Consider the following 18,339-nt stretch of genomic DNA (forward strand, 5'->3'; position numbering starts at 1 on the left):
CCTGGCCGCATCCCGCGCCCGCCCGAGTCATGGCTCGCCGGGGCCGTCCTCTCCTGTCCCGGCCAGGCGCTCGGCCAGGTAGCGCCGCTCGGCCTCGGTGGAGGCCAGGCCGAGCGCCTCGCGGTAGGCGGCGGCGGCCTCGGGACGGCGGCCGAGGCGGCGCAGCAGGTCGGCGCGGGTGGCGGGAAGCAGGTGGTATCCGGCCAGCTCGCCCGAGTCGCGGAGGGCGTCCACCAGCTCCAGCCCGGCCTCGGGGCCGTCGGCCATGGCCACCGCCACCGCCTGGTTCAGCCTGACCACCGGGGACGGCACCACCCGCGCCAGCCGCCGGTAGAGCTCGGTGATCCGCGCCCAGTCGGTGCCGGCCGCGTCGGGCGCCGTGGCGTGGCAGGCGGCGATGGCGGCCTGGAGCTGGTACGGGCCGGGCCGGTCGCGCCGGAGCGCCGCCTCCAGGACGGCGACGCCCTCGCCGATCTCGCCGCGGTCCCATTTGGCGCGGTCCTGGTGCTCCAGGGTCACGAGGTCGCCGGCGGCGTCCACGCGGGCGGCCCGGCGCGAGTGGTGCAGCAGCATGAGCGCGAGCAGCCCGTACGCCTCGGGCTCGTCCGGCATCAGCCGCGTGAGCAGCCGCGCGAGCCGGACGGCCTCCGCGCACAGGTCACGCCGCACCAGGTCGGCGCCCGCGCTCGCCGCATAGCCCTCGTTGAACAGCAGGTACAGGACGGCGAGCACCGAGCCGGTCCGCTCCGGCAGCAGGTGAGCCGGTGGCACGCGGTACGGGATGCCCGCATTCGTGATCTTGCTCTTGGCCCTGACCAGGCGCTTGGCCATCGTCGGCTCGCTGACCAGGAAGGCCCGCGCGATCTCGGCGGTCGTCATGCCGGTCAGGGTGCGCAGCGTGAGCGCCACCCGCGCCTCCAGCGGCAGCGCCGGGTGGCAGCAGGTGAAGATCAGCCGGAGCCGGTCGTCGGGGACGCCGCTGTCGTCGCGGGCGGGAGCGTGGTCGTCCGCCAACGTGGCCACCTCCTGGAGCTTGGCCGCCTCCTTCGTCCGGCGGCGCAACCGGTCCACCGCCCGGTTGCGCGCCGCCGTGGTGAGCCAGGCGCCGGGACGGCGCGGGACGCCGTCGCGCGGCCAGCGCTCCAGCGCCAGCGCGAAGGCCTCCTGCGCGCACTCCTCGGCCAGGTCCCAGTCGCCGGTCACCCGGATGAGGGTCGCGACGACGCGGCCCCACTCCTCGCGGAACGCCTCGGCGACCGCGGCCTCGACCGTCACCCCTCCCAAAGCGGGCGCACCTCGACCCAGCCGAACCTGGCGGAGGGGTGCTTGGACGCGATCTCGATCGCCTCGTCGAGGTTGTCGCACTCGATCAGGTCGAGGCCGCCGATCCACTCCTTGGTCTCGGCGAACGGCCCGTCGGACAGCAGCACCTCGTCGCCGCGCACCCGGACGGTCGTGGCGTCGCCGCCCGACCGCAGGCGCATGCCCTGCAGGCGCACTCCCCGGGCGTCCATCTCGCGCACCCACGACTCCGGGTCGGCGTCCTCCATGGGCACCCCGACGCTCTCGTTGTCGCAGACGAACATCACGTATCGCATGGTTCCTCCTAACCGGCCGGCTTGACTGTACGGCGGATGACCACCCCGGTGAAACGCGCCACGAGCGCCGTGGCCCCGCGCTGCCTGCGGGCCTTCACCGGGGCGCCGGGCAGCGCGGATCTGGCCAGGTCGTTGCGCGGGCGCAGCGCGTACGTGGCGGCGAGGAAATCAGGCATGGCGTGCCCTCCCGTTCGGTGCCCGTGCCAGGGCCGATGTGTCGTGGCACCCAGACGACGAACGGGAGGACTCGTGATGGACAGCCGTAGGAGAAATCCTCGGAGAGGAGGTCAGGGCACGATCAGCGGCTCGCCGTTGGCGAGGACGTTCTTGAGCACCAGGTCCTCGACGTGCTCGACCACGCTCGGCGTCGCGGTCGCGCCGAAGTCCACGTCGGTCAGCGTGACCCCGCGGATCGGCGCGTCGGCGTAACCGCGCAGGTTGAGCGCCCGCCTGGCGGTCCGTACGGTCACGTCCCGCACGTCGATCCGGCCCACCTCGGGGTTGAAGCCGTGGCCGGGGCCCTCCTCGTAGAAGAAGTTGACGTCGATGACCGAGCCGCCGACCTGGCCGATCTCGAGGTCCCTGGCGTGGACGCCGTCGATGAACCCGCCGCGCACGGAGTTGGTCTTGAAGCGCAGCGCGATGTCGAGGTCGGGGCTGGACATCGCGCAGTCCCGGATGAAGACCTCGCGCACGCCGCCGGACATCTCGCTGCCGATCGTCATGCCGCCGTGCCCGTCGCGGAAGGTGCAGCCCTCGATGAGGATGTGCTCGCTCGGCACGTTCACCCGGCGGCCGTCGGCGTTGCGACCCGACTTGATCGCGATGCAGTCGTCGCCGGTGTCGAACGTGCAGTCGCGGATCACCACCATCCGGCTGGACTCGGGGTTGCAGCCGTCGTTGTTCGGGCCGTGCGAGTTGACGGTGACGTTCCGGACGAGCACGTTCTCCGACAACGTGGGGTGGATCTCCCACATCGGCGAGTTGACGATGGTGACGCCCTCGATCAGCACGTTCCGGCACCGGTAGGGCTCGATGAAGGACGGGCGCAGGTAGCCGCCCTCGCCGTACTGGCGGCGCTCGACCGGCACTTCCTGCTCGGCCTGGGCGAACAGCGCCTCCCTGGCCGCGGCCTGGCTCGGGTCGCCGGGCTCCCAGCCGTCGTCGCCCGAGCCCTTCCACGGCCACCAGTGGTCCTCGTCCGCCTGCCCGTCGAGCACGCCCGAGCCGGTCACCGCGATGTTCTGGTGGCCGTACGCGTAGATCAGCGGCGAGTAGTTGTAGAGCTCGACGCCCTCGAACCTGGTCAGCACCAGCGGCAGGTACGCCCTCGGGTCGGTGCTGAACAGCAGCGTCGCCCCCGCGCCCACGTGCAGGTCGACGTTGCTGAGCAGGTGGATCGCGCCGGTCAGGAAGCGTCCCTCCGGCACGTCCACGTGCCCGCCGCCGGCCGCGTGGCAGGCCTCGATCGCGGAGCGGATGGCCGCCGTGCAGTCCGTCACGCCGTCCCCGACGGCGCCGTGGTCGCGGATGTCGAAGCGGCGGCGCGGGAACCTCGGCCCGCGCACCCGCGCCGCGATGCGGTTGGCCCGCGCCCACGGGTCGGGCTCGGCGTGCGCGGTCTCAGCGCCGAGCACCGGGACGGCGATGGCGGACATCGCCATGGTCAGCATGGCGTTGCGGCGGCTCAACACGGGCGGCTCCCCTCCTGGCCGGAACGCCCGGATCATATGCCGACCCTTTGCAGTGATCCAGACATATTCGCCCGCTCACGCCTAGATCGGGGCTGCAACCGGTTGCAGGATGGTCAGAGCAGCCGCGCGATCTCGCGGGCCGCGTTGAGGACGCGCGGGGCGATCTCGCCCTCCTCCCGCGTCCCGATGGTGACCACGCCCACGCTGGCGTTCGCCGGTCGCCCGGCCGCGACGATCGGCGCGGCGATGCCCCAGGCTCCCCGCTGCAGCTCGCCCGCGGTGACCGAGTAGCCGGTGACGCGCGCCGAGGCGATCTCCGGTCGCTCGCCGGGGCGGGGTGGCCGGCCGGCCAGGATGGCGATCCCCGAGGCGCCGCGATCGGCGGGGTGCCGGGTGCCGGCGCGGTAGCTCACGTGGATCTCCGAGACGCGCGGCTCGGCCACGGTCAGCACGACCGCCTGGCTCTCGTCGATGTCGAGCACCGTGATGAAGGCGGTGGCGTTGCAGGCGTCGGCCAGCACCTGGAGCGCGGCCGAGGCCGCGCCGCGGAGGCGGTGCTGCACGGCGGCGTTGAGCTCGACGATGCCGAGGCCCAGGGTGAAGCGGGTGCCGATCCTGGCGGCCAGCCGGTGGTTGCCGAGCGCGACCAGATGCCGGGAGACGGCGTTGCGGTGGATCCCGGCCAGCTGCGCGAGCTCGGTGATCGTCAACCCGTCCGGGTGGTCCTTGAGGATCTCCAGGAGCCGCAGCCCGGTGTCGATCGTCTTCGAGCCCGCCGTACCGCCCTGATCAGGAGTCATTGGACGCCCAGGCGGGGTACGGGGGTGTAGCTCAGGGGCAGGTGCTTGATGCCGCCGATGAAGTTCGACACCAGCCGCACGGGCGGCCCGGCGAGCCGCACGTCCGGCAGCCGCCAGAGCAGCTCCCGGTAGAACACGCGGAGCTGCAGCCGGGCGAACCGGGCGCCGAGGCACACGTGCGGCCCGTCCCCGAACGAGACGTGGTCGTTCGGCGTGCGCGCGAGGTCGAACCGCATGGGGTCGGTGAAGCGCCGCTCGTCGAAGTTCGCGGCACCGTGGAAGACGACCACCTTGTCGCCCGCGGCGATGCGCCGCCCCGCCAGGACGGTGTCGCGCACGGCGGTACGGCGGAAGCTGAGGACGGGGGGATGCCAGCGCAGCATCTCCTCGACGGCCTGGTCGAGCAGCCCGGGGTCGGCGAGCAGGCGGCGATGTTCCTCCGGGTGGCTCAGCAGCGCCAGCAGCCCGCCCGGCAGGGCCGAGCGCACGGTGTCGTTGCCCGCGATGACCAGCAGGAAGAAGAACATCGACAGCTCGGGATCGGTGAGCCGCTGCCCGTCCACCTCGGCCGTGGCGAGCGCGGTCATGATGTCGTCCGCCGGGTTACGCCGCTTGTACGCGGCGAGCGCGTGGGCGTACTCGAACATGTCGGTCAGCATGGCCGGGGAGCGCGGGTTGACCGGCCTGCCGTCCGGGCCGCGTACGACGGTCGCGTGGTCGGGGTCCTGGTAGCCGATCACGCGGTTGGTCCACTCCAGGATCTGGCCGCGGTCGTCGTCCGGGATGCCGAGGAGGTCCGCCAGGTTGTGGATCGGGTAGTCGTCGGTCACGTCCGCCGGCAGGTCGCACTCGCCGCGCTCGGCGATCCCGTCGATGAGCAGCCGCGCCCGCGCCTCCACGCCGCCGGTGAAGCGCTCGACCCGCCGGGGGGTGAACACGCCGGAGACGATCCGCCGGAGCCGGCCGTGGTCCGGCGGATCGAGATTGAGCATCATCCGCCGGATGAACGACAGGTCGGCGGGGTCGGGATCGCGGATCTGGGTGGCGCCGAGCCAGGAGCTGAACTCGGCCGGCGTGCGCAGCACGCGCACGACGTCGGCGTGGCGGGTCACCGCCCAGAAGCCGGGCCCCGCCTCCCAGTCACCGACCTCGTGCTCCTCCTGCCAGTACACGGGGTCGTGGTCGCGCAGCCGGCGGTACGTCTCGTGCGGGAGGCCCTGCGCGTAGATACGCGGGTCGAACACGTTGGCCGTCGTACTCATGTCGATCAAGGGCTCCCCTCCGAGCGGCCGTCAGGCGGCCAGGAAACGTTCGATGGCGGACACCAGGGCCAGCGGGGTCTCGTCCATCGCGTAGTGCCCGGCGTCGGCGAAGGTCACCAGTTCGGCGTTCGGGTACCACTGCAGCCACGTACCCCGCATGGCGTCCGCGGAGAGCGCGGGGTCGTGGCCGCCGGCGATGAGAAGCGCGGGCGTGGTCGCGCCGGCCACCTCGGCGTGGAAGTCGGTGCGCGCCCAGGCGTCCAGGTAGGCCCTGAAGGCGCTCACCGTGGACGTGCGCAGCGAGTGCTCGACCATCTCGTCGAGCCAGGCGCCGGGCAGCCGGTTGCCGGTGGTGAGGTCGATGATCGCGCGGCGCTTGGCGGGCTCCTCGGCGGCGCCGGAGAAGAGCGCCCAGCCGTCGTCGTCGAACGGCACGCCGGAGGCCGGCACAGGGGAGATGCCGACGAGCCTGTCCACCCGCCCCGGCGCGTCCAGCATCACCCGCTGCATCGCCGTCCCGCCCATGGAGTGGCCGACCAGGGAGAACGTCTCCCATCCCAGCTTGTCGGCGAGCGCGATCACGTCGCCGGCGATCTCGGCGAGGGTGTACTCGCCGGTGAGGTCGAGGGCCTCGCCGTAGCCCCGGTAGTCGGGGAAGGCGTACGTGAAGGCGTCGCCGTTCAGGTAGGGCTGGATCTTCCTGAAGGAGGCGCGGTCGCCGAACCAGCCGTGCAGCACGATCACGCGGTGCGCGCCGGAGCCGAGGACGTCGTGGGGAAGGACGACGGAGGACATGGCGGATTCTCCTTAGAGTTCGTGGCGCCGGATGCGGAACGGGTCGGGGCACGCCTCCGGCGGCTCGCCCGCGTGCCGGGCGCCGCCGAGGCATTCCAGGCTGAACCAGACGTACTTGCCGTTCTCGTGCTGGACGGCGCCCCACCGGTCGGCCTGCGCATCCACCAGGAACAGGCCCCTCCCGCTCTCGGCGAGGAAGTCGGGTGCCCGCCGGGTGGGGAGGGTCCGGTCGTGGTCGCAGACGGCCAGCCAGATCGTGGCGCCTCCCGCCCGCACGTTGATCCTGATCTCGGGCGTCTTCGTCCCCGTCGAGGTGCGGGCGGGCACGGCCGCGTGCTGGACCGCGTTGGTGACCAGCTCGCTGGTCAGCTCGGAGATCGTCGCCTCGTGGGTGGGGGAGAGCGGCAGTTCCCAGGAGGCGAGCATCGCCGACACCCAGCGGCGGGCGAGTCCGGAGGCGATGGGCGAGGAGGGCAGGTCGCACCAGCAGGAGAGCAGCCGGCTCGTGAGTTCGGTGGCGACTTTCACGGCGCACTCGCCCCGATTTGCGGTAAATGGCAGGTCAGCGTGCCGCCGGCGCACTGCGTAACGTCCCGGTCCTCGCGGGCTCCCGCTTCCACGCCGCCCCCCATGAGACGCCGTGAAAAGGCTGGGGTGCGTCCGACTTCGGGTTTCAGGCGATGAATCGCGAACACGGCGTGGGCTTCTCCCAGATGCCCAAATAATGGGCGCGATGGTCAAAAGATGGGCGTGCAGCGAGGAAAGCATCGGCCGGAATAACGCTGTTGTCAACGCGAATGACAGAAATTGTGGATCTTTCGGGGATGCGGCGTTCGGCGGCGGCGCCGAACGCGAAACGGCCCGCCCCCGAAGGGGTCGGGCCGTGACGATCGGTCGGGGGGTCAGGCGTCGGGTGCGGCCGCCGCCAGGAGCCGGGCGAGCTCGTCCGGCTTGGTGATCATGGGCCAGTGCCCGGAGTCGATGTCGACGAAGTCGAGGTGCTTGGCCCTCGGGAGTTCCGCCACGTCACCGGCGTCCATCCACTCCCGCGCCTGGGCGGGGGTGTACTCCGGGCACACGACGGCGACCGGCACGTCGAACCGCCGCTCGTCCGTCAGCCGCACCACTCCCTTGACCACCGCCTCGGGTACGGGGATCGCCGCGTCGGCGAAGGCCTTCCTGGCCCGCTCGTCCAGGTCGACGGAGTCCGGCCCCTCGAACGGCTCCCATCCGGGGAACGGCATGGCACCGTCCTTGATGTCGAAGAAGTCGGAGTAGCTCTGCCCGTCGGCGGACGGGAAACCGCCGATGAGGGCGACCTTGGCGACCCGCTCGGGCCGCGCGTCGGCGGCCAGCCAGGCCAGCGTGCAGGCGGCGGAGTGGCCCACCACCATGACATCCCCCGGGGCCGAGTCCACGGCGGCGACCACCGCCGCCACCTGGTCGTCGAAGGTGGCCGAGGCGGATCCGTCGCCCTGGCCGGGGAGGGTGAGCGGCACCGGGCGGTGGCCGAGCGCCTGGAGCGCGGGGACGACCTCGTCCCAGGCGGAGCCGTCGAGCCAGAGGCCGGCGATGAGCAGGATGTCCATGATCAGTGTTCTTCTTTCAGTACGGTCAGATCGCGTTCGGCGTAGAGCCGGTGTTCCCATTCCTCGTTGAGGACGATGTGCAGGCATTCCATGACGGGAAAGCCCTCCTCCTGCGGCCAGCCGGGTTCTGTGCGCGACACCTCGGAGGCCAGTTGCCCGGCGGTGAGCGACTCCATGACGTCGCGGACCATCGCCTGGCGTTCGCGCCGGACCGCGAGCACCTCGTCGAGCGAGGGCCGCGCCTCGCGGTCCCACGGGATGCCGTCCCACCCGGGGGCCTCGTCCCACGGCAGGTCCAGCGGGTGCCACGGCGAGGCGTCGCCGAGGACCATCCGGCCCACCCAGGCGGCCGAGGCGAAGTTGAGGTGCCGCAGGGTCTGGATGAAGGACCACTCCTCGCCGACGCCCCGGTGGAGCGCCGGCTCGGGGAAGGTCCTCGCCCGCGCGAGCGTGCCCTCCCACAGCCGCTCCAGGATCGCCCACGCCTCGCGGAACCCGTCGGGGTCGCTCGGGCGCATCTTGGCCCGCTCGGGCATGCGGCGGTTCAGCTCGGCCTCGACGAGCGGCGCGATGTCGACGCCGTTCACGACGACGTTCCGCAACTCGGCGTGGATCTCGACGTCCACCAGCTCGCCGCCGAGCAGGCGGGTGCCGTGGAGCAGCGCGGCGCGCACCCGCGCCCCGCTGAAGTCGACCAGGCGCATGTCGGCGTGGTTGAAGCGCACCTGGCTGAAGGTGGCGTCCCGGAGGCTCACCTGCTCGAAGCGCGCCCCGGTGAGGTCCTGCTGTCGGAACTCGGTCATGCGCGCCATGCTAGGACCGGTTCCGGACGTTCTGCTTCCGGTTCTTACCGTGACCGCCTAGTCTGCTCACGTGCCGACCGACCTCAGCCCCACCGCGCGGGCCCTGCGCGCCATGGAGGTCCTCCAGAACCGCCCCGGGGTGACGGCCGGCGAGCTCGCCGCCTGCCTCGGCGTCACGGAGCGGGCGGCGCGCCGGTACGTCGGGATCCTCCGGGAGGCGGGCATCCCCGTCGACTCGGCCCGGGGCCCCTACGGCGGATACCGGCTGGGGCGCGGGACGAGGCTGCCTCCGGTGGCCTTCACCGAGCCCGAGGCGCTCGTCCTGGTCATGGCGGTGCTCAACGGCCAGCCGGCGACCGACGACGACCTCGTCGGCGCCGCCCTGGGCAAGGTCATCCGGGCCCTGCCCGAGAGCATCGGCCGGCAGGCGGCGGTGCTGCGCGAGCACGCCTCGCCCGCGCCCGACCGGCACGCGGCCCGTCCCGATCCCGCGACCGCCAGCGCGCTCGTCGCCGCCATCGCGGCCCGGCGCCGGGTGCTGATCGCATACCGGAGCGAGCCGGGCAACGAGTGGGAGGCCGAGGTGGACCCCTGGGCGGTCGTCGTCCGCCACGGGCGCTGGTACCTCCTCTGCCATTCCCATCGCGCGGGCGCGATCCGTACGTACCGGGTGGACCGGATCCGCGCGGTCCAGCAGACCGCGCACGCCTTCCAGCCGCCCGGCGACCTCGACCCGGTGGCGGCGCTGGAGGAGAACCTGGGCACCGGGTGGGAGTTCCCCACCCGCGTGGTCTTCGACGCCCCCCTGGCGGAGGTGTCGCCCTGGGTCCGGCCGCCCATGGGGCGGCTGGAGGCGTCGGGAGACGGGTGCGTGCTCGTCGGCAGCACGAACAACCCGTCGATGTACGCGCAGGAGTGGCTGGCCACCGTGCCGTTCGCCTTCCGTGTCGAGGGCGGGCCGGAACTCCGCGCCGCGGTCGCCGCGGTCGCCGCCCGCTTCACCGCCGCCCTGGCGGATCACCCCTGACAGGTCACCTTCGCGCGACCGCCGCGCCGTCCGAAGGTCCGCGCGCGGTTTGCTGAAATTTTCATGACCGGGAAACTTTATTGCCGGCGCGTCCGGCCACGTGGCGCCCGCATCCGGTCGACCGAATGCCGTTCCGCTCGGCGACGCGACATTGACACCTCGTAGCCGACCTCGAAAATGTGTTTTGGGAGCGCTCCCAAAGGCGTAGGCGCACCTCGCCGAACACCGATCCCGGACCCGCACCACGACCGCATCTCCCCTGAGAAAGGACATCGCTGTGGATCTGTTGATCAAAAACCAAGGGGTGTTCCTGGCCCTGTACCGGTGCGTGGTGGGACTGCTCTTCGCCTGCCACGGCGCGGCGACGCTGTTCAACGTGCTCGGAGGCCCGGACGGCCAGGCGCCCGGCTTCGGGCAGTGGCCCGGCTGGTGGGCCGCGGTCATCCAGCTGATCGGCGGCACCCTCGTCCTCCTCGGCCTCGGCGCCCGCGCCGCCGCCGTCATCTGCTCCGGCACCATGGCGTACGCGTACTTCATGGTCCACCAGCCGCACGCCCTGTTCCCCATCCAGAACGGCGGCGAGAAGGCCGCGCTGTTCTGCTGGGGCTTCCTGCTCATCGCCGTCCTCGGGCCCGGCCGCTGGGCGCTGTCCACCCTGCTGACGACCTCGCGCACGACGAAGGGTGACATGTCGCAAGCCGTGAGTTGACCTGATCGGATCACGGCCGATCGTCGCCCCGCGGCCAGCCTCACGGCGGGCGCTCCGCCCGTAGAATCCCAACGGGGGTGGACGATGGCGACACGTTCCAGGGGCACCACCACGCTGCTCGCCCTCGCGGCGGGAGCGGCATGGCTGCTGGTCGTCACCGTTCTCGGGGCCGGTCCGGGCCTCACCCGGTGGCATGGCTCGACACCGATGCTCGGCGCGCTGGTCGGCGTCTCCTTCCTCACAGCCGGGACCGTGGCATGGCGGCAGCACCCGCGTAACCGGGTCGGCCCGCTCATGGTCCTGCTCGGGGTCGCCTGGATCCCCCAGCAGCTGGTGTTCCTCCCCGGCGATCCGGTGTGGGCGCTGGCGCTGTGCGGCGTGTGGGCGGGCGTCGCCTGCCACCTGTTCCTCGCCTTCCCCACCGGGAGGCTGGCCTTCGTGTCGCACCGGGTGGTGACGGGCCTGGCGTACGTCGTGGCCCTCGTGCTGCCCCTCGCCGAGACAGTCGCGCGGTTCCCGCTGCCCCGCCCGGTCCGGCTCTTCGCCGGCGCGCTCGACGCCTCCTCCTGGCAGGTGATCGTGCTCCTCTCGGGCGTGGTGCTCGCCATCACGATCAAGCGCCTTCGCCAGGCGAGCGTGGCGCAGCGGCGGGCGATCGCTCCGGTCACCGGCGCGTCCATGGTCGCCACGGTCGCCTTCGCCGGGAACCGCGTGGCCGACCTCTTCGGCCACAGCCCGCTGCAGTTCCAGCTCTCGATCGTCATGCTGGGCGCCTTCATCGCGGTTCCGCTGGCGTACCTGGCCGGGATCATGCGCCGCCGGATGGACCACGGCCGCGTGGCCGAGCTCGTCGTGCGCCTGAGCAGGCGCGAGCGTCCGGGCCGGCTGCGCGACGAACTGGCCGCCACCCTGCACGACCCGGGTCTGGCCGTGGGCTACTGGACGGCCGAGCAGGGCCGCTACGTCGACACCGAGGGCCGCCCGGTCGACGTGGACCCAGGCCAGGGCCGGGTCGTCACCCGCGTCGACCAGGGCGAGGCGCCGCTCGCCGTGCTCGTCCACGACGCCGCCCTCCTGGAGCAGCCCCTGCTCGTCGAGGCGGCGTGCGCCGCCGCGGCGCTCGCCCTGGAGAACGAGCGGCTCACCGCCGACCTGCGGGCCCGGCTGCGGCAGCTCGCGGCCTCCCGGCGGCGGATGCTGCAGTGGGGCGAGGCCGAGCGCCGCAGGATCGAGCGCGACCTGCACGACGGCGTGCAGCAGCGGCTGCTGTCGGTGGCGATGACGCTCGGGCTGGCCGAGGCCGGCACCGACCCGGAGCGGGCCGCGCCGCTGATCGGCGAGGCGAAGACGGCGGTGCTGGCCGCGCTCGACGACCTGCGCGCGGTCAGCCACGGCATCCACCCGCCGGTGCTGACCGAGCGCGGCCTGTCCGGCGCGGTCAAGGAGCTGGCCGCGGTCTCCCCGGTCCCGGTCGCCTGCGACCTGGCGCTGTGCGAGCCGCTGCCGCAGTCCGCGGAGAGCGCCGCCTACTACATCGTCAACGAGGCCCTGGCCAACGTCACCAGGCACGCCGCCGCGTCGAAGGCGTGGGTGCGTCTCGCCGCCGGCGCCGGCCGCCTGCTGGTCGAGGTGGGCGACGACGGCGTGGGCGGGGCCGATCCGGCGCGCGGCTCGGGGCTCGCCGGGCTCGCCGACCGCGCCGAGGCCAACGGCGGCGTGCTCACGATCGACAGCCCACCCGGGAAGGGAACCGTGCTGAAGGTGGTCCTGCCGTGCGCGTAGCGATCTGCGAGGACTCCACCCTGTTCCGCGAGGGCCTGGCCCGGCTGCTGGCCGAGTCGGGGTTCGCGGTGGTGGCGTGCGTCGACGACGCCGAGAAGCTGATCGCCCAGGTGGAGAAGGACCCGCCCGACGTGGCCGTGCTCGACATCCGGCTGCCGCCCACGCACACCGACGAGGGGCTGCGCGCGGCGGTGCAGGTCCGGGAGCGGCACCCGCGGGTGGGGGTGCTGGTGCTGTCGCAGCACGTACGCGTGAGCTACGCGGTCGAGCTGCTGGGCGGCCGCACCGAGGGCGTGGGCTACCTGCTGAAGGACCGGGTGTCGGACCTGGCCGAGTTCGCCGCGGCCATCCGCCGGGTGGGGTCGGGCGGGTCGGCTCTTGACCCGGTCGTCGTCGAGCAGCTGGTCAGCCGCCATCGGCAGCCCGGCGACCCGCTGGGCCTGCTCACCGAGCGCGAGCGCGCCGTGCTGCGGCTGATGGCGGAGGGGCGTACGAACATGGCGATCGCCGAGCGGCTGGCCATCGCCGAGCGCACCGTGGAGAAGCACTGCACGAGCATCTTCGCCAAGCTCGGCCTGGAGGCGAGCGCGCACGACCACCGGCGGGTGCTCGCGGTGCTGAGATACCTGAACGCGTGACGGGGGTGCGGGTAACCGTACCTCTCGGGGGAGTGGCAGCCGGGTTCCGCTCACGGCGGCCGTTGCGAAGGATCGTAAGGATCGGATTCGACCGACCGAAGGGAGCATGCCGATGGTGGCGGTGGACGCGGGGGTACGGCGCTGGCTCGCTGACTCCGGGGAGGCCCGCACGTGGGTCAGCCTACGAACGGACCTGGTCATGGCGTTACTGAGCGTCTGGTTCGGCGTCGGGTTGATGATCGACGCCTGGGCGCACAGCAACCTGGCGGAGCTGGAGACGTTCTTCACGCCCTGGCACGCGGCGTTCTACTCGGGGTTCGCGGCGGTGTCGGCGTGGATCATCTGGCAGGTCTACCGCAACGTGCGCGCCGGCCGCAGCGGCACCGCCGCGGTGCCGAACGGGTACCTCGCGGGGCTGCTCGCCATCCCCGGGTTCGCCGCGTTCGGGTTCGCCGACATGATGTGGCACACGTTCCTGGGCATCGAGCAGACCATCGACATCCTGTTCAGCCCGTCCCACCTGGGGTTGATCGTGACGATGATGCTCATCATCACGACCCCGCTCCGGTCGGCCTGGAACGCCCCTGACGTCGGCGCCCGGCCCCGGCTGTCGCGGCTGCTGCCCGCCCTCATGGGGCTCGGCTTCGGCACCACGCTCGTGTCACTGTTCCTGTCGTACGGCAACGCCATGGAGTGGGGCGCGAACAGCGTGGTCCGGGCCTTCTCCGAGCTGCGCGGCGGCGGCACCTCCGACCTGGCCACGGCCATGGTCATCACGACCGTGATCCTGATCGCTCCGGTGCTGCTCCTCCTGCGGCGCTGGAGCCTGCCGTTCGGCAGCGTGACCGTGCTGTCCGTGGTGGGCGTCCTGATGCCGGGCGCGCAGACGGCCTTCCGCAACATGCCGATCCTGCTGACGTTCGTCGCGGCCGGGCTGGTGGGCGACCTGCTGATCCGGTGGCTGCGGCCCTCACGGGAGCGGAGGGGGGCCTACTGGGCGTACGCCGGCCTGTCGGCGTTCGCCACCTGGGCCCTGTACATCGCGGTCGCCTCCGCGGTCGCCGGGCACCTGCCCGCGATACCCGAGCTGTGGACCGGCGCCCCGATCGTGGCGGGTCTGATCGGGCTCGTCCTCGGCGTCCTGCTCCTCCCGAACGCGATCCCCGCCCAGAGCAGCGGGACCGGCGAGCCGGACGCGTCCGGCGAGAGCGGCAGGCCCGGCGATCCCGGCGTCCGGCGGGCATGATCCGGCTGCTCTTCCTGGTCGGCCTGCTGCTGGTGGCGCTGGCGTCGCCCGCGGCTGCCCACACCGTCAAGGCCGGGGCCGACCTGCGGGTCGCGCAGACGATCGCCGGCGCCGAACTGACCCTGGTGATCAAGGCGACGACCCGGGTGCCGGGGCCGCTGCGCGTCGAGGTGGTCGGCTTCCCCACCGCCCCGGAGCTGGGCCTGCGGCTCCGGTCCATGACCGACGGGCGCGTCGTCCAGGGCTCGGTGGCGCCGGGCCGCCCCGCCGAGCTGCGCGTCGAGGAGACCGGGCCGCACGAGCTGACCGTCAGCGCCGGGGGCGAGACCTCGGTGATCCCGTTCCGGGTCCTGGTGGACCGGGGCTCCGGGTGGGAGTTCCTCATCTACGGCGGCCTGTTCGTGGCCGGCCTGCTGCTGGTGGGCGGCCTGCTCACCGGGGCGTTCAACCGGCGCGGCCGGTCGGCGTTCGTGGTGACCGCGGTGGCCGCCGCGGGCGTCGCGGTGGCCGCGTTGATCGTCGTCATGGAGCCCTGGCTGCCCGCCGGTGCGCCGGACGGCGCCGAGCCGAGGCCCACGGACTCCGCGCTCGGGCGGCCGTACATCCAGCGGGTGGTGTCCACGATCCCCGTCCGCCCGGCCGCGGGCGAGGAGTTCGTGGCGCGGGTGGAGCTGTTCGACGGGTCCACCGGGCGACCCGTCGACGACCTCGCCCTCCACCACGAGGCCATGGCGCACCTGGTGGTCACCAGCGAGGACGGCCGCTACTTCCGCCACGTCCACCCCCTCCGCACCGCGCCGGGCCGCATGGAGGTGCGCCTGCGCGCCGACCGGCCCGGCCGCTACCTCGCGTACGTCGAGCTGGAACGCACCGACTCCGGCGGCCAGCTCCTCACCGGCGAGTTCACGGTCACCGGTACGGCGACGTCCACGGACCCGCCAGATCCCGCACCCCGGCAGGCCGCCGGGACGGTCACCGTGACGCCCTCCGTACCGCAGGCGGGGCGGGCCGCCACCATCGAGGTGGCCACGAACGGGACGCCGCGGCCGTGGCTCGGGATGGCCGGCCACCTCATCGTGCGCGGCCAGGACGGCGGCTTCCTCGGCCACGTCCACGAGAGGGGCACGCCCAGCAGCCGGTTGCGCTTCACGTTCAGCTTCCCCGCGCCGGGCCGCTACCTCGCCTGGGCGCAGTACGCCACAGAGCGCGGCATCACCACCGTGCCCTTCACCGTGGAGGTCCCCCGATGACGCGGAAGAACGGCCTGAGGGTCCTGGTGCTCGCCGGGCTCGTGGCGGTCGTGGTGGCCGCGTTCGTCATCGCCCGCACCTCGGGCCCCGACCCGGTGACCACGACGGGGACCCACTACGCCGTCACCGTCACCGCCGAGCGCGACGCGATCGACGTGGAGCTGGGCAGGGGCGAGCCCGACACGGTCACCGTCGCCGCCGTGATGCCGACCATGGGCCACGCGATGCCCGAGGTCGCCGCGCGGAAGACCGCCCCCGGCCACTTCGTCGCCGAGGGCGACCTCTTCACGATGACCGGCGTGTGGGAGCTGTCGATCCGCCTCGCCGGCCCGTCCGGCGAGGAGACCCTCACGGTGAACACGCTCATCGGCGGCTGAGCCGGCACCGGCCGGGGGCGGCGCCGGCCAGGGGCGGCCCGTGGCCTCAGGACGCGGGCGTCCCGTCGGCGGCGACGTCGATCACCACGCGATCGGAGTAGGCCCGCCGCTCGGAGCGCACGACGTTCAGCGAGCCGTCCATGACGGGGAAGAGGTGGAAGGGCGTCAGGGTGACCCGCGCCTTCCCGCCGCCCGGCACCCGATCGACGTCGATCTCGAGATGGCCGTAGTGCTTGCCGCCGGACAGCAGCCGCGGCGTCCCGCCGGCGGTGTCCCACACCTCGGCCTCGCTCTGGTCCGCGGTCCACTTGCTGAACGGGTTGTACGCCAGCGGCGGGGTGTCGAGCGTGGAGCCTTCGCGGCGCACGCCCCGGAGCCCGTCGCCCGAGACGCCCACGTCGTAGTAGTGGACGCCCGTGCCGTCGCCGTCGGCGTCGACGAAGCTCCGCTCGAACATCTCGCTGTGACCGGAGATGACGGCCGCCACGCCGTACTTCTCGAACAGGGGGTGGTAGACGCGCATCGGCGTGCCGCCCTGGCCCGAGGTCAGCGCGTGGTTCATCGGCAGGCCGTGCTCCCCGCTGCTGTAGGGGACGTGGTGGAACTGCACGAGAACGATCTGGCCGGCAGCCCTGGCGTCGCGCAGCTGCTCCTCCGCCCACGTCCACTGCCGGCTGCCCGGGCTGTAGTCCGACAGGTCACGGCCGCCCGCCGCCTCGTACTCCGCGCGCGTGAAGTTCTCCTGGGTGTCGGTGCCGGGCCCGGTGTACTCGCGGCCGGTCAGCTTCTGCTCGGGCGGGTAGTCGGCCTTGCGGTCGTCCGGCTCGCCGTTGTTGCTGTCGAGCGTCAGCACGGTGACCGGGCCGTAGTCGATCCGGTAGTAGTTGTCGCGGTGCTCCGGCGTGCCGTTGTCCGGCGCGTCGAAGTAGGCGTGGAACTTGGCGCGCGACCGCACGACGGGGCTCCGGTCCTCCGGCGTGCCGTAGCCGCCGTTGATCGCCCCGAAGCTCTCCCAGTTCCCGAACGCCGGGATGATGGGCACCCCGCTCAGCAGGTCGCCCGCGGAGCCGGCGGTGTGGCGGAAGAACTCGTCCCAGCCGGGCTGGTAGCCGCCGCCCTGGACGAGGTCCCCGGTGAAGAGCACCGCGTCGGGCGATCTGTCCTGGACGGCCGCGAGGTTGCGATGCAGGCCCTCGTCCTCGGTGAGCGGGTAGCGCAGGACGCGCGTGCCGGACAGGACCGTGGTGCCGTACGTGCGGTCCCACAGCGAACCGGGCTCGGCCGAGGGCCGGGCGGCGGCGCCCGCGCCGGGCGCCCACTCGCGGCGCTGGACGCGCCCGCGCGGCTCGGTCTCGGAGTCGGACATGGCGATCAGCCTGATGTGCCGCCAGCGGTCGGCGTCCGGAGCCGTGTGGAAGCGCCCGCGGAAGGTGCGCCCGTCCTGTTCCACCGTGTAGTGGTACGAGGTCCCGGGCCGCAGGCCGCTCACCCGCGTGGTGTGCTTGTAGCTGTCGGGCTCGCCCAGCCATGATCCCTGCTCCAGCCCGGGGATCTCCTGGGCCAGCTCGGCGGCCGTGTGGGCCAGCTCCGGCCGCAGCTCGCCGGCGACCTTCGAGCTTCGCCGGCCGTGGATGCCGGGGCCGTGGACGGTCAGCCGTCCGGGGTGCCCGTCGTCGGTGAACCAGGTGATCGTGATGCCCGACGAGCTCGGGCTCTGCAGGTACGGAAGGATGCGGAAGTCCGGCTGCGCGGCTGCCGCCGCCTGGCCTGACAGGGGTCCGATCGGGAGGAGGGCCGCGGCGAGCAGTGCCGCGCACGTTCTCGTTCGCCTGTGCATGTGCCTCGACATTCCTGTCTAGACCAGTACGTGGCCGGAACGTAACACCGTACGGAGGCTCTGACAACCGGGTGAAGGCGTCAGTCGGGCGCCGGAGGCCGGCCGACGTGCATCTGGATGACGTAGCGGTCGCCGCGGTACAGCGACCGGCCGAACTCGACCGCGTTGCCCATGGTGTCGACGGCGACCCGCTCCACCAGGAACGCCGGCTCGTAGTCGGGCACCTCCAGCCGCCTGGCCTCCACGCGGCTCAGGCGGCTGATGGAGACGGTCTGCTCCGCGCTCTCCAGTCGCACGCCGAACACGCGCGCCAGGATCTCGAAGAGCGAGTCGTCCCGCCCCATCTCGGTGAGCAGGCCGGGGAACCGCTCGGCGGACAGGTTCGTGCGCTCCAGCGCCATCGGCACGCCGTCGGCGGTCCGCACCCGCTCGATGGAGTGCACCGGGTCGCCGGCCGCCAGCCCGAGCCGGGCCGCGACGTCGCGCGGCGCCGGCCTCGTGCGGCCCCGGTAGCTCCTGGCGCCGGGCACCATCCCGCGCGCCCGCATGTCCTCGCTGAAGGAGCGGAAGGTGTCGGAGTGGACCAGGGTGGGGTGCTGGACGAACGTGCCCCGGCCTGCCACGCGCCTGACCAGCCCGCGCGCCTCCAGGTCGTCGATCGCGCCCCGGGCGGTCATCCTGGCCACGCCGAAGCGCTCGGCGAGGACGCGCTCGGAGGGGAGCAGGGCGCCGTCGCGCATGTCGAGCACCAGGGCGGTGAGGACGTCCTTGATGTGCTTGCCCTTCGGGCCTCCCCCGCCCGGCGAGAACACCTCCGGGGCGACGTCGCGCGGTTCGTGTCGCGGTCTCGGCACCGGCCACCTCCTCTCCCGGACGTGCTGTTGACATACGGTCTATACCAGTATTAGCTTCCGGTCCAGCGCCCGACAGGG

19 protein-coding genes are annotated in these 18,339 nt (G+C 72.8%); 7 read left to right on the forward strand and 12 right to left on the reverse strand.

Translation table 11 applies throughout. The features are described from left to right. Nucleotides 1-27: 27 nt before the first annotated feature. The 10 genes from FH608_RS30485 to FH608_RS30525 all read right to left on the reverse strand — a co-directional run bounded on the left by FH608_RS30485 (nucleotide 28) and on the right by FH608_RS30525 (nucleotide 8,541). Nucleotides 28-1,275, reverse strand: coding sequence for an RNA polymerase sigma factor (locus FH608_RS30485; RefSeq protein WP_139634081.1), 1,248 nt, complete (start codon nucleotides 1,273-1,275; stop codon nucleotides 28-30). Continuing rightward, nucleotides 1,272-1,598 (reverse strand): YciI family protein, encoded by a 327-nt coding sequence (locus FH608_RS30490; RefSeq protein WP_139634082.1) that lies wholly within the window; start codon nucleotides 1,596-1,598, stop codon nucleotides 1,272-1,274. Before FH608_RS30490 ends, FH608_RS30485 begins: the two co-directional genes overlap by 4 nt. Nucleotides 1,599-1,606: 8 nt before the next feature. Further along, nucleotides 1,607-1,774 carry a hypothetical protein gene (locus FH608_RS51725; protein ID WP_153265159.1) on the reverse strand — a complete coding sequence of 56 codons (168 nt, stop codon included), beginning with the start codon at nucleotides 1,772-1,774 and terminating at the stop codon, nucleotides 1,607-1,609. Nucleotides 1,775-1,885: 111 nt separating this feature from the next. Beyond that, nucleotides 1,886-3,292: a glycoside hydrolase family 28 protein gene (locus tag FH608_RS30495; protein ID WP_226900040.1), complete on the reverse strand. Its 1,407-nt coding sequence runs from the start codon at nucleotides 3,290-3,292 to the stop codon at nucleotides 1,886-1,888. Between the two features lie 113 nt (nucleotides 3,293-3,405). After that, a complete protein-coding gene (locus FH608_RS30500) occupies nucleotides 3,406-4,092 on the reverse strand; it encodes an IclR family transcriptional regulator (RefSeq protein WP_139634083.1) in 687 nt (228 codons plus the stop codon). Beyond that, complete coding sequence (locus tag FH608_RS30505) at nucleotides 4,089-5,354, reverse strand: cytochrome P450 (protein WP_139634084.1); 1,266 nt, start codon at nucleotides 5,352-5,354, stop codon at nucleotides 4,089-4,091. The genes FH608_RS30500 and FH608_RS30505 overlap by 4 nt, the downstream gene beginning before the upstream one ends. A 30-nt stretch (nucleotides 5,355-5,384) precedes the next feature. After that, entirely contained in the window at nucleotides 5,385-6,149 is a 765-nt protein-coding gene (locus tag FH608_RS30510; RefSeq protein WP_139634085.1) for an alpha/beta fold hydrolase, read from the reverse strand. Nucleotides 6,150-6,161: 12 nt separating this feature from the next. Then, a complete protein-coding gene (locus FH608_RS30515; RefSeq protein WP_139634086.1) occupies nucleotides 6,162-6,677 on the reverse strand; it encodes an ATP-binding protein in 516 nt (171 codons plus the stop codon). A gap of 374 nt (nucleotides 6,678-7,051) precedes the next feature. Further along, entirely contained in the window at nucleotides 7,052-7,738 is a 687-nt protein-coding gene (locus FH608_RS30520; protein ID WP_139634087.1) for an alpha/beta fold hydrolase, read from the reverse strand. Nucleotides 7,739-7,740: 2 nt separating this feature from the next. Then, nucleotides 7,741-8,541, reverse strand: a complete 801-nt coding sequence (locus FH608_RS30525; RefSeq protein WP_139634088.1) for a DinB family protein — start codon at nucleotides 8,539-8,541, stop codon at nucleotides 7,741-7,743. A gap of 70 nt (nucleotides 8,542-8,611) precedes the next feature. Between FH608_RS30525 and FH608_RS30530 the strand changes: the two genes are divergently transcribed. The 7 genes from FH608_RS30530 to FH608_RS30560 all read left to right on the forward strand — a co-directional run bounded on the left by FH608_RS30530 (nucleotide 8,612) and on the right by FH608_RS30560 (nucleotide 15,570). Next, a complete protein-coding gene (locus FH608_RS30530) occupies nucleotides 8,612-9,568 on the forward strand; it encodes a helix-turn-helix transcriptional regulator (protein ID WP_139634089.1) in 957 nt (318 codons plus the stop codon). A 277-nt stretch (nucleotides 9,569-9,845) separates the two neighbouring features. Beyond that, nucleotides 9,846-10,277: a DoxX family protein gene (locus FH608_RS30535; RefSeq protein ID WP_139634090.1), complete on the forward strand. Its 432-nt coding sequence runs from the start codon at nucleotides 9,846-9,848 to the stop codon at nucleotides 10,275-10,277. Between the two features lie 84 nt (nucleotides 10,278-10,361). After that, nucleotides 10,362-12,059, forward strand: coding sequence for a sensor histidine kinase (locus FH608_RS30540; protein WP_139634091.1), 1,698 nt, complete (start codon nucleotides 10,362-10,364; stop codon nucleotides 12,057-12,059). Further along, a complete protein-coding gene (locus tag FH608_RS30545) occupies nucleotides 12,050-12,697 on the forward strand; it encodes a response regulator transcription factor (RefSeq protein WP_139634092.1) in 648 nt (215 codons plus the stop codon). The genes FH608_RS30540 and FH608_RS30545 overlap by 10 nt, the downstream gene beginning before the upstream one ends. A 112-nt stretch (nucleotides 12,698-12,809) precedes the next feature. Next, nucleotides 12,810-13,943 carry a hypothetical protein gene (locus FH608_RS30550; RefSeq protein WP_139634093.1) on the forward strand — a complete coding sequence of 378 codons (1,134 nt, stop codon included), beginning with the start codon at nucleotides 12,810-12,812 and terminating at the stop codon, nucleotides 13,941-13,943. Beyond that, entirely contained in the window at nucleotides 13,940-15,193 is a 1,254-nt protein-coding gene (locus tag FH608_RS30555; RefSeq protein WP_139634094.1) for a hypothetical protein, read from the forward strand. Before FH608_RS30550 ends, FH608_RS30555 begins: the two co-directional genes overlap by 4 nt. Continuing rightward, nucleotides 15,190-15,570: a hypothetical protein gene (locus FH608_RS30560; RefSeq protein WP_139634095.1), complete on the forward strand. Its 381-nt coding sequence runs from the start codon at nucleotides 15,190-15,192 to the stop codon at nucleotides 15,568-15,570. The genes FH608_RS30555 and FH608_RS30560 overlap by 4 nt, the downstream gene beginning before the upstream one ends. Nucleotides 15,571-15,616: 46 nt before the next feature. On the opposite strand, the gene FH608_RS30565 is transcribed toward FH608_RS30560, so the two are convergent. Continuing rightward, nucleotides 15,617-17,407: a metallophosphoesterase family protein gene (locus FH608_RS30565; protein WP_139634096.1), complete on the reverse strand. Its 1,791-nt coding sequence runs from the start codon at nucleotides 17,405-17,407 to the stop codon at nucleotides 15,617-15,619. Nucleotides 17,408-17,487: 80 nt separating this feature from the next. Next, the gene (locus FH608_RS30570) at nucleotides 17,488-18,261 is read right to left on the reverse strand and encodes a GntR family transcriptional regulator (RefSeq protein ID WP_139634097.1); all 774 of its coding nucleotides are present in this window, start codon (nucleotides 18,259-18,261) and stop codon (nucleotides 17,488-17,490) included. Between the last annotated feature and the right edge of the window lie 78 nt (nucleotides 18,262-18,339).

The sequence above is a fragment of the Nonomuraea phyllanthi genome (assembly GCF_006334985.2).
Taxonomy (GTDB): Bacteria; Actinomycetota; Actinomycetes; order Streptosporangiales; family Streptosporangiaceae; genus Nonomuraea; species Nonomuraea phyllanthi.